General features: G+C 38.1%; 13 protein-coding genes. 11 read left to right on the top strand and 2 right to left on the bottom strand.

Annotated elements, in window-relative coordinates:
* Positions 1–162: 162 nt before the first annotated feature.
* The 3 genes from EL171_RS09645 (at position 163) to EL171_RS09635 (ending at position 4,110) form a co-directional block, all read left to right on the top strand.
* Entirely contained in the window at positions 163–1,323 is a 1,161-nt protein-coding gene (locus EL171_RS09645) for a M20 family metallopeptidase (protein ID WP_126413473.1), read from the top strand.
* Positions 1,324–1,352: 29 nt separating this feature from the next.
* Complete coding sequence (gene dcuC, locus EL171_RS09640) at positions 1,353–2,714, top strand: C4-dicarboxylate transporter DcuC (RefSeq protein ID WP_039968838.1); 1,362 nt, start codon at positions 1,353–1,355, stop codon at positions 2,712–2,714.
* Positions 2,715–2,889: 175 nt separating this feature from the next.
* Positions 2,890–4,110: a hypothetical protein gene (locus EL171_RS09635; protein WP_005384925.1), complete on the top strand. Its 1,221-nt coding sequence runs from the start codon at positions 2,890–2,892 to the stop codon at positions 4,108–4,110.
* Between the two features lie 556 nt (positions 4,111–4,666).
* Here the strand turns inward: EL171_RS09635 and EL171_RS09630 are convergent.
* A complete protein-coding gene (locus EL171_RS09630; RefSeq protein WP_005384927.1) occupies positions 4,667–6,085 on the bottom strand; it encodes a sodium:solute symporter family protein in 1,419 nt (472 codons plus the stop codon).
* Between the two features lie 714 nt (positions 6,086–6,799).
* On the opposite strand from EL171_RS09630, the gene EL171_RS09625 reads away from it, so the two are divergent.
* From EL171_RS09625 to EL171_RS09585, 8 genes are all read left to right on the top strand, one after another.
* On the top strand, positions 6,800–7,372 hold the full coding sequence (locus tag EL171_RS09625) for a hypothetical protein (RefSeq protein WP_005384930.1): 573 nt from the start codon (positions 6,800–6,802) through the stop codon (positions 7,370–7,372).
* A gap of 8 nt (positions 7,373–7,380) precedes the next feature.
* The gene (locus EL171_RS09620) at positions 7,381–7,950 is read left to right on the top strand and encodes a hypothetical protein (RefSeq protein ID WP_039968840.1); all 570 of its coding nucleotides are present in this window, start codon (positions 7,381–7,383) and stop codon (positions 7,948–7,950) included.
* A 477-nt stretch (positions 7,951–8,427) separates the two neighbouring features.
* A complete protein-coding gene (locus tag EL171_RS09615; protein ID WP_005384934.1) occupies positions 8,428–9,675 on the top strand; it encodes a hypothetical protein in 1,248 nt (415 codons plus the stop codon).
* A gap of 41 nt (positions 9,676–9,716) precedes the next feature.
* Positions 9,717–10,973, top strand: coding sequence for a hypothetical protein (locus tag EL171_RS09610; protein WP_005384936.1), 1,257 nt, complete (start codon positions 9,717–9,719; stop codon positions 10,971–10,973).
* A gap of 872 nt (positions 10,974–11,845) precedes the next feature.
* Positions 11,846–13,102 (top strand): hypothetical protein, encoded by a 1,257-nt coding sequence (locus tag EL171_RS09600; protein ID WP_005384939.1) that lies wholly within the window; start codon positions 11,846–11,848, stop codon positions 13,100–13,102.
* A gap of 57 nt (positions 13,103–13,159) precedes the next feature.
* Positions 13,160–13,735 carry a hypothetical protein gene (locus EL171_RS09595; RefSeq protein WP_005384941.1) on the top strand — a complete coding sequence of 192 codons (576 nt, stop codon included), beginning with the start codon at positions 13,160–13,162 and terminating at the stop codon, positions 13,733–13,735.
* Between the two features lie 182 nt (positions 13,736–13,917).
* Positions 13,918–14,454, top strand: a complete 537-nt coding sequence (locus tag EL171_RS09590; protein WP_005384944.1) for a flavin reductase family protein — start codon at positions 13,918–13,920, stop codon at positions 14,452–14,454.
* 35 nt (positions 14,455–14,489) lie between these two features.
* On the top strand, positions 14,490–15,731 hold the full coding sequence (locus EL171_RS09585) for a hypothetical protein (protein WP_005384946.1): 1,242 nt from the start codon (positions 14,490–14,492) through the stop codon (positions 15,729–15,731).
* Positions 15,732–15,865: 134 nt separating this feature from the next.
* On the opposite strand, the gene EL171_RS09580 is transcribed toward EL171_RS09585, so the two are convergent.
* On the bottom strand, positions 15,866–17,215 hold the full coding sequence (locus EL171_RS09580; RefSeq protein ID WP_005384947.1) for a hypothetical protein: 1,350 nt from the start codon (positions 17,213–17,215) through the stop codon (positions 15,866–15,868).
* Positions 17,216–17,363: the final 148 nt, after the last annotated feature.

Genomic DNA, 17,363 nt, shown 5'->3' with positions numbered 1-17,363 from the left:
TGGAATGATGTTCCATTATACGGAACAATTATTAGTGTATTAATAGACAAATAAATAGAAAGATAGATAAATAAAAACAGGTTATTAGATATAGGTTTTATAAGGCTTGTATATGTAAATATATAAATTTATGTTTTTATAGTGTGTATGTTGGAGGTAGAAATGAGTCAGCTTTTACAAGAGATTGAAGCCTTAAGACAGCCCATGAAGGAGTTGAATGATTTTATTTTCGATCATCCTGAGCTCGGGAACGAAGAGTTCCAAGCCCATGAGTTGTTGACGAATTTGTTGGAGAAGGAAGGTTTCACTGTAGACCGCGAGGTGAGTGGTCTTAAGACGGCCTTTAGAGCGGTGTACCACGTTAACGGTGGCGGTCCTAAGATTGGTCTACTTTGCGAGTATGATGCCCTTGAAGGCTTGGGGCATGCGTGTGGACATAATCTACAAGGTCCATCTATTTGTACGGCAGCGATTGCCTTGAAACGTACGTTGCAAGCACCTTGCACATTAGTTGTGTACGGTACGCCTGCAGAGGAGACGGCTAGCGGAAAGCTCGTTATGGCTCGCGAAGGCGTGTTTGATGATTTAGATCTTGCTTTCATGATGCACGGCAGCGATACGACGACGGTAGATGGCAAGTCTTTAGCATTGAATCTGGTGAATATTAAGTTCCATGGTAAGTCTGCTCATGCGGCGATTGCTCCAGAAAAGGGCATTAGCGCCTTAGATGCGGTGTTGTTGTTCTTTAACGGCATGGAGTACTTGCGTGAGCATGTGCCGACTGAGGTTCGCATGCACGGTATCATCACTGACGGCGGCAAGGCGGCGAATATCGTTCCGGATTATGCGTGTACTCAATGGTATATTCGCTCCTCCAGTCGCATTCGTCTTAATGAGATTGTGGAGCGCGTAAAGAATGTAGCGCAAGGGGCGGCTTTGCAAGTAGGCGCTACCATGGAATGGGAAGAGGTTAAGGCGTACGACAACAAAGTCAATGTACAAACCTTGAACGATATACTTTTAAAAAATGCAGAAAAGGTAGGGGCCCCAGAGATTTCTGAGCCTCGCAAGGTGACGGGATCCACCGATTTCTCTAGCGTTACATTCCGCGTGCCAGGTGCCTGCTTGCGTGTGAAATTCGTAGGCAAGGGTGTGACTAGTCATTCTCAGGAATGGTTAGACAATGGTAAAAGTCAGCTCGCTGAGTATGCTATCATGTATGGCGCGAAGGGCATTGCCTTATCTGTGGAAGAAATCCTTGAAACACCAGGTTTGTTAGAAAAAATCAAAGAAGATTTCAAACAGGCAAAGGAAAACTTCTAAGTATTGTGTTGTGAATGGAGGGAACATGTATGAATTTGTTAGTTTGTTTATTGGTTATTGTCATAACGGGAACGCTGGTTATTAAGAAGTTTAAAGCGCAAACCGTATTGTTATTGGGCGGTCTCATTATGATGTTCGCAGCTTATTTGTTAGGCTATACAACATCCTTCGTAGAGGCGAAAAAGGCCACAGGGGTTCTTTTCTTTGATGCTTTTGAATTTATTAATATTACTACTGCCAAAGATGCGGCGAACCTTGGTCTCATGATTATGACTTGTACTGGTTTTGCGAAGTACATGGACCACATTGGTGCCAGCTCTCGCCTCGTTGTAACAGCTATTAAACCACTTGGTAAAATGAAATCTGCGTACCTAGTAATGGCGCTAACATTTATCCTCAATATGTTTATGTCTCTAGTTATTCCTAGTGCATCTGGTCTTGCGATGCTCATGATGGTAACTATCTTCCCAATTCTCGTGCGTTTAGGCGTTAGTCCAGTAGGTGCTGCTGCAGCTGTTGCTACAGGCCACTTGCTCGATATCGGTCCTGCATCTGCTACTACATTACTCGTATCTAAAACTGTAAATATGCCTGTTCATGAGTATTTTGTAGGCTATCAGTTAAAAGTATATATTATCTGTGGCCTGATGGCGGCTATTGCTCACTTCGTATGGCAAAAATACTTGGATAAAAAGTCTGGTCATGTTCCTGCAGAATACGTTGAGTCTCACAAATCAGATGACCTTGAAGTAGGTCCATTACCATATATCTTCTTGCCATTATTACCATTAATCTTTATCCTTGGTTTCAGTGACTATGGTATTCAAGGCGTTAAAATGAATGTAAACCTAGCGATGTTCCTTAGCTTGTTCATCGCTATGGGTTGTGAACTTATCCGTCATCGTGACTTCCGTAAAATGGCAGCTAGCATTCAAACTTTCTTTAAAGGTATGGGCGACCAATTTGCAAATACTGTAACATTGATCGTTGCAGGCGAAACATTCGCTTTCGGTTTAACTTCCTTGGGTATCGTAAAAGAATTCGTTGCTGCTATCCAAGGTCTTGCCATCTCTGCTGATGTAGTAGGTGTAATCGTATCTACAATCATTACAGGTTTAAGTATTGTAATGGGCTCTGGTGTTGCATCTATGTTTGCATTCGCTCCACTAGTTCCTAACTTTGCAGCTGATTTAGGTGGTAATGCGACAACAATCCTTCTTGGCATGCAAAATGCAGCTAGCGTAGGTCGTTTACTTAGCCCAATCAGTGCTGTTATGATCGCCGTAGCAGGTATCGCAAACATCTCCAGTTTCGACCTTGTAAAACGTACAAGCGTACCTGTCATCGTTACATTCATTACAAGTACAATTGCGATTTTGCTTATTCACTAATTCTAAATAGTGCTTCGTTGTTCATATTGGAATTAAACTGATATTAGAAGCAAATATAATACAGCAATAATAGAATATGTGAACTATAAAAGGCTCAATAATAGGCACGTTCTCTAGGTTATAGTATACTTATACTAATGAGAGAACGTGTCTATTATTGTTTGAGAGGTGTTGTATGAAACTAAAAAGTACTTTGTTGAGCTTAGCTGTAGCATTAGCTTTCACCATGCCTATTAATGCGGCACAGTATACTGTTCCTGAAGGACAACCGCCTGTACCAGGGGCTGATGCTAGTATTCCAGATAATGCATATCAGAACTATCGTTACGATAAGACTCGCAATATTACTACTGCTGATCACATTAAGAAAATAGAAGAGTATAATAATAGGATTGATGGAGAGGTTCTTAAGAAAAAAGGTACTGCAGAGAAGGCAGAGCAATTAAAAAAAGCCTATGCGAAGTATTTGGATTTAATTACGCATGAATCTACTGTAATTTTATTGCATGAAGGTGACTATAAGGCTAAAGTGACATTGCCTATTTCCGTGGTAGAAAGTTATTTTGAGGACTTAAATAAAAAGGGTAAAGGCTCGTATGTTTTTGAACACAATGTTATTGCTGGTCTAGTAGGTGCTAATGAACAAGTTGAAGATTCAGGATTTAATAGAAATGATCAACGTAAAGGGGAATTTAAGTATCCGGGCATTAGTAAAGGCTATTGGGGAATAAGAGAAAAATATTCGAATGGAAATCTACCTGTAATGTATGCAGCTGTTACTTTTGATCAATACCCAAATCAGATGTATATGGCAATCCTAGGCAATAAGAATCAGCCCGTTACAAAAAAGTTAGAATCTACAATGGCTAATTTTGTAATTCCTTCTATGCAGACATTAGATAATCTAGATAAAACTAGTGATACTGTTACGTGGGATAATCTAACCTATCGACTACCTAAGGGTATGATGTTAGATAGGGAAGAAAAAAGTGATAACTTTCAAGGTCGCGTGTATGTTGGAGATGGTATGAAACTCGTTGTTGCACGTAGTGCCTTAGTAGATAAAGCTGTGCCTATACAGTTGTATACTCAGACTGTTTTAAAACATTTTTTCTATAAAAAGAATCCAATATTAGTAAAAGATATACCTCTTCAAGCAGCCTTAATATGGAATAATGGTGTTCCTTCTTATCTTTTGGAGCAATATAATCCAGGTAAGAAATCTCGTATTTTCCATCTGATTACAGATGATAAATATGAATACTATATTTCGCTTACCTATGAAGATGGTAAAAATAAGTATAATCATATTGAACTACGTAATATAATGGAATACTTAGACTTCGGAAATGCCAAGCAACTAAGACATGCTAGTAATAAAAGAGTAAAGAAATAAGAAAAAGACCGTACTTTTAGGTACGGTCTTTACTGTATTTATCTATATATTTCTATTATTCGTTCCTTATTGTATCGTATATTAGTTCGTTCTATAATAGACTTAGGATAGTTGGACGAGGTTGGGCCTCTCTTCGTTTTTGAAGGGAGGGTTGCTTATGAGTGGTTATAAAATCATTATGATTATCCTTGGGATTTTATCAGTCATGATATCCTTTGGAGCACTTGTGGCGCTTATTTGTCTAGAAATAGCAAAATAGCCCTTCGTTTCTTCGGAAATTAGATAAAACGAAAAGGCCATTTCTACATATTATTAAGTTTGTGAGATGAGCCTGACGTCACTACTCGTCTGACTATCTATCTATATTATAGTAAGGTTATGATATATCGTCAAATTATGATGGATGTGTGTATGGCACATAATTTGGGGATGTCGTTGTAAAATAAGAAAAAACTCCTATTGGTTTAACCGATAGGAGTTTTGTTTTTATAATTGTAATTTGATAGTACTTTTAGGATTTAGACCTACTATTAAGTTACAGATTATAATAAATTGATTACATTTCTTTTACATCATCAGGTATAGCCGGTGGAGCCGGTGGTTTACCCATGGCTCTTTCAATGCATACGACAGCTACAAAGACTATGAGGCTGACGATGGAACCAAAGATGATGGACATAATGCCATAAGGATTGCCCACGAATTCCCAGTACACGCCTGCGATAGAGCCGAGCACGATGGACCAAATGCCAGCGCCAGCTGTTGCATTTTTCCAGGTGAGGCCGAGTAGGAATGCGGCGAATGGGCCAGCGGATCTCATGGTGAAAGCAAATACGAGCATTGGAATGATGGCTTTGCTTACGAGGGAGATAACGATGGCGATGATGCCGAGGAAGAGCACGCATAGACGGCTATAATTTGTGAGCTGTGCATCAGTGAGGCTTTTACCAAAATGATGTTCCACAATATCCTTGGTAAATACAGTAGCAGCGCCTAAAAGGTCGCCTGCGCCTGATGAAAGTGTCGCCGATACGACAGCGGCCATAACGAAGCCCGCCATAATCGGAGGCATAAGGTTAAGTGCAACCGTTGCCACTGCATTATTTGCTTCGATGTTCGGGAACTCAGCCAATGCTACGAGGCCCAATACGGCAGGGACAAAGGCGAATAGAGCCATAATAATACCGCAGATGATAGAACCGAGAACAGCGGTTCTTTCATTCTTTGCTGCGAAGTACCGTTGAACTGATTCTTGCCCTGTGGAGAAGGTCATGAAGTACATGATAATAAGGCCTATGATGGTTTTCCAACCAACCTTTGTGAAGCCCAGCTGTTCAGGTGGTAATTTAGACACTACTGTTTCCCAGCCGCCCACATTGTGCAATACAAATGGCACAGCGAGGGTAAAGCCTCCAACGAGAACGAAGAAATGGATAACGTCCGTCATCGTTACGCTCCACATGCCGCCGGACATGGTGTAAATTACGAGAACCGCGCCGCAGATGAGAATGGCGAGCTCTGTTGAAAGTCCAGTAAGAACGCTAATAATGGTTGCTGTTGCAGTAATTTGTACACCTGCTAAGGTAATTGTTGCGAGCATAGAAAGAATCGACGTAATGAGATGGCTAGATCCACCAAAGCGACGACCGATGATCTCCGGTACGGTCGTTGCCATGGCACGTCGTAACAGTGGTGCGATGAAAGCAACGAGAATAACCCCAATCCCTGCAGAGACTACGTACCAACCTGCAGATAAACCCCAAGAACCATATGCTTTCGCGGCTACACCAACGGTACTCCCGCCACCGATCTCTGTAGCAGCTAACGTGCCTGCCGTCATAAGAACCCCAATACGACGACCTGCGAGTAGATAATCAGTACTATCTTTTACACGAATATGACAATACACGCCGACCAATAAATTCAGTAATAAATAGGCACAAACAATGACCCATATAATAGTTAAAGCGTCCATATGCCACCTCCTAAACTACAAACTAGTTAGAGACATATACTAAATCACCCTTACCTACTTGTGGTGCGTATGCAAGTATAACTCTATTATCCTTAAAAACTGGGGAAATTACAAAGAGGAGTTTCTTGGGGAGTTGGAGAATGTATATATATTAGGAACTAAAAAAAGCCCGTTATGACGGGCTTTTTTCTATGCATTTATCTGTATATCTCTATTATTCGTTCCTTATTGTATCGTATATTAGTTCGTTTTATAATAGACTTAGGATAGTTAGACGAGGTTGGGCCTCTCTTCGTTTTTGAAGGGAGGGATAAGTCTATGAGTGATTATGAAATAATCATGCTCCTCTTACAAGTACTGGCTATTGTCATTGCTTTTGGAGCCTTAGTAGCCCTTATTTGCCTTACAAAAAGCAAATAGCCCTCCGTTACCGCATGGTAGCTAAGTAAACAGAAAGGCCATTTCCTAAGTATTTTGATTTTCGAGATGCGCCTGACGTTTCGACTCGTCTGACTATCTACTTATATTATAGGGATAAAGATATATATCGTCAAATGGTGATAAACCTTATAAATATCAATTAGACGTAAATCGTATATACTAAATTATAAAATTATTAATAATAGGCACAGTCTTATTTGCATAGTATACTTATGCTAATAAGGTTGTGCTTATTTTATTGAGAGATAAGATTCATTTTTTGAGAGAGGTTTTATGATTCAACGTATTTTATTGCTAGCCCTTGTGTTGCTAGCTTTCACCATGCCTACAGAGGCAATTACCTATCAAGAGTTGAAAACATCACCACAGTTCAAGCTGGTTCATACACGATCGATGAATGGTTCCATGGAGAGTGGTGGCTTGTATATCTATTTGAATACGTATTCCATTGAGGCTCTTCGCTATGCACCGCCACAGTATTCTTTGCGCGGGACCTACTATGTTGTGATGGATACGTCTTATCAATCTACTATCGATGAGAGACAGCTCACCGTGGATTATGATACTAACTATTCGTTAGCGACCCTTGTTCATTCGTCTCGTATAATGAATCCGAGTCCATCTATGATGGCTTTGATTGAGGCTAGTGAAAGTAAGTCTGGTTTGGCTATGACAGAGGTAGATGTGGCGAAGTATACCTTTGATGGGGCGACGAAGCCAATGCATTATGTGAATGATACGCGTAAATTCCCACTTAATCGTAATAACACAATTATGTATGATATAGCGGATGCTATGTTTATGTCCGTGTATCAACAGCATTTTGATGATATTGTGGTACAGTGAGGTGGACGATGAAACGTATATATTTACTTTCACTATGGTTATTAGGCTGTCTCATAGTACCGATGCAAGGACAAGCTGTATCACAGGCTGACTTATTAAACGCAGAGCGATTTGAGCACATCGATTCGAGTGCTGACTCTGGACGAGGGGATGGGAAATATTTGGATCTTTCATCTGTTAAGTCTGTAACGGCACCGAATGGTCATCGTCGTATCGAAGCAGTCATCTATGTTTCTATGCCTGCTGCTAATATGATTCAAGGACTTTCAGTACAATACGATTACCAAATGGATCGTTCTTTGCGCCATTTGATTAATGATCATGATAAAAGTTTAAAACAAGGTGACAAGACGCCATATATCTCTATTTGGCGTGCAAAACAAGTAAACTCAGGTATCACTGGAACCGTTAATGATGGCGGTACCTATTACAATAATGGACAGACTCGCCAACAACGAATCTATGCAGAAAACCTAAAAGCTATGATTCTACCTGCTGAATTTGGTGACGAAAAATATAAATTGCCTAATTTGATGTATAAAAAAGCATATGGCATTGCCTATGATGATGAGCCGTGATAGTTTATGATTACTGGGCTGATACTTCGTTGGTTCTTAAAAGCTCCTAAACATTCATATTAGATTTCTGATATATTCTTAATTTATTTACATAATGCAAAAGCCAAGCTATTCATATAAAAATAGCTTGGCTTTTATTAGTGGAGCACTTGTAGCCCTTATTTGCCTTACAAAAAGCAAATAGCCCTCCGTTGCCTAGTGTGACTAGATAACTGAAAGGCCATTTCCTAATGTTTTACTTTTTTCGAGATGCGCCTGACGTTTCGACTCGTCTGGCTATCTACTTATATTATAGGGATAAAGATTTATATCGTCAAATTGAGATAAACCTTATAAATATCAATTAGACGTAAATCCTATATACTAAATTATAAAATTATTAATAATAGGCACAGTCTTATTTGCATAGTATACTTATGCTAATAAGGTTGTGCTTATTTATATTGTAAATGTGAGAGAAAAAGATAAGAGGGTTTTATGTTACGTAAAAGTATAATTATGATGGCATTAGCGGCTGCTTTCACCATGAATGTTAGCGCTGTTCAAATCGAAGTCCCAGCCGGTCAACCGCCTATGCCAGGTGCTGATGCGAGTATTCCGGCTAATGCGTATGAGAACTATCGGGCAGGTAAGCTTAGTAATTATAAATCTAGTGATATTGTTAAGGCTAAGGCCAAATACCAAGATAAGTTAGATAAAATGGTTGCTAATGGTAAGTTGTCAAAGGATAAGTTAGATGCAGAGGCTCAACGGGGCTATAATCAAATAGATTTAGCTGCGAATGAATCAACGGTAATCTTGTTACATGATCAAGATAATAATATTCGTGCTAGTATGCCAGCAGCCATACTAGAAGGGGACTATTTGTCTCGTAGTCGTTCTAATGAGAAAGAAGATTTACAGCTTTTAACTGAGCGAAATACACTCTTTATGTTGGGGTCTAATGTAACGGATATTCTTGATATTGTTAAGGCAAAAGCCGATGAGAAAGGGCAATTCCTATATCCAGAGATAACAGAGGGGACCTGGTTTATGAATGATAAATTCTTAAATCAAAATAATCCTATGATGGGTGCTGTAGTGCGTCTTAAAGAGCAGCCAAATCGACCATATATCGTTGGAATTGCTTATCGGAATCATCCTGTTACAGAAAAAATGGAACAGGTAATGAGTAACTATATCATTCCGTCCATTCATTCTCTGGATGATATGGATTCGTATAGTGAAACGATTATATGGGAAAATTTAACATATCGGATTCCAAAGGGAATGAAGTTGAAAGCTCAGAGAAATCTGGATAATACTACGACTGAAGTTAGAGAGTATGTAGGACCTTCTGCAAGATTTTCTGTGCTTAGATGGCCTGTAAAAGTGGATAATCTATATGGTAACTTTTCTTTTAAAAAGGTTATTAATGCATCTAAAGTAGGTCAACCATTATCTAATGAGGCATTAGTTCAATCTGCTTCTGTTTGGAACAATGGTGTGCCAAGTTATATGATTGATAATTATCAGAAGGGCAAGAAATCTAAAATTCATAGAGTTCTTCGAGATGATAAATATTATTATGCTATTGATTTACTCTATACTGATGGAGCTGCGCCGTACTCTCATATACAATTAAGAAATACGGTAGAGTTCTCAGACTTTGGTAATGTAAAATTACTTCGTAAGAAAAGTGTTAATATTAGTAATAAAAATAAAACTAAGAAAGACAAGAAGTAAGTGTAATTTTGTGTTGTAAAACTTAGAGGAGAGAGGGTTTTATGTTACGTAAAAGTATAATCATGATGGCATTAGCGACTGCTTTTACCATGCATGTAAGCGCTGTGCAGATCGAAGTACCAAAGTGGCAACCACCAGTTCCAGGTGCAGATGCGAGCATTCCCGCCAATGCTTACGAAAATTATTCTCATATTAATGAAAAGGCAATACAAGAGGCGGAGGAATTTAGCGTTAAAGTACAGAAAAGTGTGGAGAAACCCAAGATTGCGATAGAAAAGGTTTTTAAGGAGAAAACTGGATTGGCTCAAGCTGTTAAGCTGGGGGAATTCTCAGAATCTACTGTTATCTTACTTCATGAAGGAAAAAATAATATTCGTTTATCTGTACCAAATATTAGCTTGCGTGGAGATACAGTTGAATCTAAATCAAGTGATGGTCCTTTATTTGTGGTTCGTGGTTTTACAAGTATTTTGATGGTGGGGCCACCACATGGTAAAGAATTTAGTAAACGTATGCATAATGAAGGTGTCTATACCTATCCGGGCTTAGAAAATGCATCTTGGAAAATCCTTAAAGCCAAGACACATGTAATGTATACAGAGTTTACGCCTAAGAGCACGAACACTACCTATGGTATTACATATCTTGGTGGCGGGGATGTGAATGATCCATACCAAGATAAATTTGCTGAAGTGGTAATGAGTAATTATATTATTCCATCTATTGAGCCCTTATCTGGGTTAGATAATTATAGCCATGTTAAGCATTGGGACAATTTTAGCTATCGTATTCCTAAAAAGGCTAAGCTTGTGAGCGAAGCATTGGAAGATAATAAATATGAGGTTCGTACTTATGAAGCCTCAGGAATTAAGATCCGTGTGTTACGCTTTCAAATAGACCCTAATGTTGTTGATAAAAGTTTGGCAAAAAAACAAATTTTTGCATTTTTGAATAAATATGGTGACCTTGAGGCGCCTACACAGTATGCAACAGTTTGGAATAATGGTCTTCCAGGATTTCTAGTTGATCGCTATAAATCTAATGGGGAATCCTATTTACGCCATTTTACAAAGGATTCTGAATATTATTATAGTTATCGCATTGATTATGATGAAAGCAAATCTTCGTATAAGCATAAACAATTGCGCGATATGGTTGAGTATGTAGATTTTGATAATGTTGAAAGTTTACGAAAAGCACCTCAATGGCGTATAAGTGATAGCCATAAAAAGAAGCTTGATGCGGATCCAATCTTTAATCCGTGGTATATGGAATGGATTAAAATATTAACTCAATAAGAAATTTTGTTTTTAAATTTTATGGTATTAGATAGGAGCGAGCCAATGAGTAAACTCAAATATATCAAAACTATATTAGTGCTTTTGCTTAAGGCTTATCTTGTCTATTTATGGATTAACTTTGTAGAGACCTTTGCTCAGCTACTCTATAATATTTATGTATTGAAAGTATATTCATTGGAGCATTTTGGTCTATTTCTATTCTTTCTCTTTGGGAATATATGCTGTATTCTGTGGCTCGTTTTATGGTGTAAGCGATTACCGCCAGCTTTTAATAAGCCCAAAATATATTATAAGACTAAAGAATGGATACGATCTAAGAAACAAGAAGCACCTATCTATAAAGTCCTGTTTGTCAGTTTAGCGCTTATGTTAAAACTATGTTTTGTGGTGTATATCTTAATTGTCGTCTCTACTGTGTTAAGCATTCCACTGGTAAACTATTAATCTATTTCAAACGTTAGTCTATGAGCGATTATGAAATAATCATGCTCTTATTACAGGTAATAACGGTTGTTATTGCTTTTGGGGCATTAATAGCGCTTATTTGTCTTACAAAAGACAAATAGCCCTCCGTTGCCTAGTGTAACTAGATAACTGAAAGGCCATTTCTCAAGATTTCATTATTTTCGAGATGCGCCTGACGTTTCGACTCGTCTGGCTATCTTCTTATATTATAGGGATAAAGATATATATCGTCAAATTGAGATAAACCTTATAAATACTAAATATATACAAAAAACTTATACATACTAATATACTAAAATATAAAATTATTAATAATAGGCACAGTCTTGTTTGCATAGTATACTTATGCTAATAAGGTTGTGCTTATTTTGTTGTAATGTGAGAGAAGAAAATGAGAGGGTTTTATGCTACGTAAAAGTGTAATCATGATGGCATTAGCAGCTGCTTTCACCATGAATGTAAGCGCTGTACAGATCGAAGTGCCAGCCGGACAACCGCCTATGCCTGGGGCAGATGCGAGCATTCCTACTAATGCGTATGAGAATTATCGTCATATTAATGAAGTAGCGAAGCAAAATGCAGAGGATTATAGTGAATTTATAAAATCACAACCTATGAATCCTAAGTCGGGGATGGATAAGTTGTATCGAGAACGCCCTGGTTTGGCTAAGGCGTTGGAGTTAGCAAATTATTCTCAGTCTACCGTTGTATTGATTCATGAAGGGGATAAGAATATTCGGTTATCTGTACCAAACATTAGCTTTCGTGGAGATACTGTAGAGTCTAAGTCTGGAAACGGGCCGTTATATGCGGTGCGAAGCCTTAGTTCATTTTTAGTAGTAGGGCCTCCACATGGTAAAGCGCTTAATAAATATGCTGAAGAAGAAGGTAAATATAATTATCCAGGTTTGCAGAATGCATCTTGGAAGCTTATGTCCAACAATGCCCGTGTAATGTATACGGAGTTTACACCGAATGATTCAAAGACTACCTATGGGATTACTTATGGCGGTTGGGTTAATACGGAAGATCCATATCAAGATAAATCACCTGAAGTGGTAATGAGCAATTATATTATTCCATCCATAGAATCCTTGTCTGGATTAGATACTTATAGTCGTGTTGAGCATTGGGGTAACTTCAGTTATCGCGTTCCTAAGACTGCAAAGCTAGTGAGTGAGGCTGTAGAGAATAGTCAATATGATGTGAGAACCTATGAGGATACAGGTTCCAAGATACGTGTAGTACGTACTTCCATATTGGGTGAAAAACGAGATGGAACGGTCATCAAGAGTTCAATATTATCTTTTTTGAGAAAGTATAATGATTTAGAAACACCTACACAATATGCAGTCGTATGGAATAATGGAATCGCAGGCTCTTTGATCGATTCTTACAAGCCTAAAGGAGAGTCTTATCTCCGTCATGTGGTGAAAGATTCTGTGTACTTTTACAGTTATCGTATTAATTATGATGAAAGTAAGACCTCTTATACACATAAACAATGGAGAGATATGATTGAATATGTAGACTTTGATGATGCGGTTAAACTCAGAAAAGGTCCACAATGGAGAGAGGACGGGAGCTATAAAGAGAAACTAGAAAGTGGGCCTATATTTATTCCTTGGTATATGGAGTGGGTTAAGCTATTGAATCAATAGTGTGTAATATAGTGAATGTAGTTTGAGCTAATTATAAGAAATTTTAGGAGAGAGACTATGAAAACAAAATATATGGTTATGGGGCTTGTTATAGGCCTGCAATTGGTAAGTGGTTATAGTTATGAATCAGATGCGAGTTGGCTTAGTAAAACTTGGGATCGTCTAGAAACGAATGCAGCGAAACAGTCTTATGACTGGCCCAAAGCTGAGCAATATACTCACTATGCGGGAGGACAAATTGTAGGTACTACCTTGCCAGACGAGGATATGATGATCCTTGGTGTTTCGCTGGGTAATACATTTGATAGTGTAAAAGCTAGTTTAGGACAGCCTACTAAAGAAACTAGTAGAGGACTTACCTATGGTGGTGTTACATTTGGGAACTTTAAAATGGATGGTGTGGGCCCTATTGTTACCTATATGATGATCGAGAATCGTGATGCTACTACTCATAGAGGTATCGCCGTAGGCGACTCCATGCGAAAAGTTCTTAATGTATATGGCAGACCTGATTTAGTGGATACTAACAATCGATGGTTTTATGGGAAATATCGCTATCGAACTGATATGATGCATGGCATACAATTTGAACAAAAAGGCGATAAAGTCAGTAAGATTTTGATTTATAAATAATTATATTCTTACCATATCTATGAAAAAAGCCGAGCTTTTAATTCATAGAATTAGCCCGGATTTTATTAGTTTATTCGTATATTTGTATAATATAATTCTTATTGTATCGTATATTAATGCATCATATAATGTGATTAGGAGAATTAGACGATGTTGGGAAATAAGATAAACCGGAGGTCATTATGAAACCATTTGAATCAAAAGATTATAAAGCGTTTTCTATGTTTGAAAAACGTTGGGCTCTTGTTACAGCTGGTACACCTGAGGATTTTAATACTTGTACTGTTAGCTGGGGCAGCATGGGCAACATGTGGGGCCTAGTTGGTAATGATCTTTCCACGGTGACTGTGTACATCCATCCAGCTCGTTATACCCAAGAATTCATGGCGAAATACGATACGTTTACCGTTAGTTTCTTGCCTGAAAGCCAACGTAAGGCTCTTGGTTATTTAGGATCTCATTCTGGTCGTGACGAAGATAAGGTGGCTAACTCTGGTTTAACACCGGTTGCAGCAGGCGATGGGGTAACTTTCAAAGAAGCAGATTTAACATTTGTATGTAAAAAACTGTATGAGCATCAATTTGATGAAGCCCATTTAGCAGATAATGTAAAGGAATATTATGCAGCAAATCCGTCTATGTATACCCAAGTTGGCAAAGATCGCTGGGAACCACATTATATGTACATCGGCGAAGTGGTTGAGGCCATAGAGGGATAGTCTTATATACAACTTATTTATATTGAGGGAATTGTATGATTAAAAGAGCGATTTTAATAGGCCTTTATTCGTTTGGTCTTATAGTAACAGTACATGCTGCCAATATAAATCTTCCTGGTGGAGATGCCATGGTGCCTGATACTGCTTATGAAAGCTATTCTTATAATAGTGTTGATATGGATCTGGTAGAGTCTCAGTTTAGACGTCGCTCAGGCCCTGTGGTAGCACAGACTGTGAAAAATGGGCGTAGGACGGTAGAGCAAGCTAAGGCATATATGGATGGTAATGCCAAGTTTTTAAAACGCCAAGCTAATCAGAGTACAGTGTTCATCTTTGACGATGATACACAGCATATTCGCTTTTCTATGCCTTATCCAAGTCTTGAAAGTAAGGCGATTAATGATAACACTAATTCAGTTGTTAATGTCGTAAATGGTATCCCTCAATATTATATTAAAAGTATGAATGCAGATATCGTAGTCGATGTGGATGATAAGACTACCTATACGGATCGGGCTTTCACATATAAAACGGTAAAAAATGGTCAATGGCAGCAGAAGTATGGGATTATAACACGCATCCCTGGAAAAGAGGAGAAGACTGAGCCACGTACGAGTACGGGTGTTGAGTTTTCCCTGCCTAGTGATACGAATCATGTGTATCGTGTTAACATCATAAATCGTGGTAATGGCAATCCAGATCATATTAGGTATGCAGAAGGGGCTTTAGCGAATTATGTGATTCCATCGGTAGAGGATACAAAAGCAATAGATCGCTATTCTAATGTTGAGAAATGGGGAAACTTTGAATATCGTGTGCTCAAGAATAGTACGAGAAAAGCCGATTATGAGCCTACCTCCTATGGTGAGGAAACGCGTGTTTATAAGGTGGGCGATATAGTACAGCTGATTAAGCGCCGTCCGATTTTTCCAAATGATGAAAAACATTTTTATTCAGGTGCTTTTACTACGATGGATACGATGAGCCGAAAATACCCATATTCAGTTAATGATAATGCGACTATTTGGCGTAATGGTGTGCCTGCATTTAGTGGCAGTGTAAAATTTGATAATGGTATTAATTATACATATTTTACAATCCGTGATGATAAATATGTGTACAGCATTGAAGTTGCTTATAAAGCCAATGCGGTGAAGACGTCTTATCATGATATTCGTAATATGGTAGAAATGGCAAAATTGATCAATCGTCCGCATAAGCAAGAGTTTCCTGCGTTGAAGTACATTTGGGAGGCTGATGTCTTTAGATTGCCTTAAAGCTTAACTAATATTTTGTCTATGTGTAGATATACTTATGCATAAAAAGAAATAGAGAAAGAAAAAGAGCCAGTATTGCGATTTGCAGTACTGGCTGTTTTGATTACACATCTTATTAGATTTTGAACGATGTTTTAATGGGCATGGCTCTCCTCTGTATCTGGGAATAAAACATGCTCTTTTAGTTTAAAGCTAGGATTATTGGTAGACTCAAAAAACTCAATCATATTTCGTAATTTTTGAATCTCTTCAACACTTAAAAAACTTGGATAAAAGATGATATAGGTAAAGCCATAGGTCCCATCATAGGATTGAAAGGTTAGGATGTGATCATCCTTATGAGGTGTATAGATGTGTGTGGATAGCCCAGGAATATTATTATTCCATATAACGGTATAATTAATATAATCTGATGTTGGTTGGTAATAGTAAATATCCCAGAACGTATCTAAATTAATTTTAAAATTGTAATGACCGTTTACAACAAGATTGCGCGCATATGGGTTTTTAGGGATATTATTAGTAGAAACAAAGAATGTTATGTCCCCTTTTTTGTAGGATCTAATATCTTGGTATTCGCTGCCCTTTTCCTCACCTATGTATATAGCATCTTTTGGTACGCGGTATTGTACACCGTTTAAGTTTTCTATGCGTGAATATTGATTTAATTCATTTAGGTTTTGCACAGAGGGAAGCACATAATTAGCCAATAATTTATCTGTAGGAACCTTGTTCAGAACGGGGTTGTTATCATAATAGACAAACCCTGCGTGATATAAAGGGGAACGCATGTTATAGCCCTTAAATTTAAAATTGATCGTGTCGATGGTAAGAGTTGTTTTTTTACCGTTTTCAACGTGCGGCATCTTCATACTATCCCAAGTGCTGTAGGTAACAGTAGGATATGAAAATACAGTGCCCTTTATATCAGAAATGTGTTTTGCTGGATTACGTTTTGCCCTGTCCTGAAAGAAATCACGAACATTCTTGTCGGTTAGTTTTTCATAAGCTATTTTTGTGTTACGCCAGTCATAGTCTTTGTAATCAGCATAGTCAATTTCTAAATTGAGACTCCCATTATTGGTTAATACTCGATAGTCCTCAATAGTTCGACTTGGATTTTTGTAACGTCCTATATCATAATCACTTTTTATGCCCGCTATAGGGAATGAAAGCCGAATTTGGTTGTAATTGTCGTGAATGGAGATAACTGTATTATGGTAATGTTGACTGCGATATATAGAGGCAGCTTTAGCATACTCAATTTCGTTTTTACTAATACCATTAGCCTTGTCTGTTAACTTTAGTGCTTCCACATAGTTTGCTACATCCTTTTCAATATCAGGGCTCGTGGCTTGATAATTTATGTAGACATCCTTTGGAATCTTCGAATCTGCACCAGGAATATTAACATCGATGGCTCCTATTGGTGATAATATAGTGCTTATCATAAAAGCACCCGCTAATAGTGGTAGTTTTGTCATGGTAGTATCTCCCGTTTATACTCTCATATCTATTGATACTGTCATAATCCATTGGTTATGTTACTAAGTATAATTATATTACTAAGTATAATTATATTACATAATACTTATTGTACTGTATATTAGTGCATTATATAATGGGGTTAGG

Source organism: Veillonella dispar, assembly GCF_900637515.1.
Classification (GTDB): Bacteria; Bacillota; Negativicutes; order Veillonellales; family Veillonellaceae; genus Veillonella; species Veillonella dispar.
The sequence above is the reverse complement of the archived record's forward strand: the minus strand, read 5'-3'. Positions and strand labels throughout refer to the sequence as shown.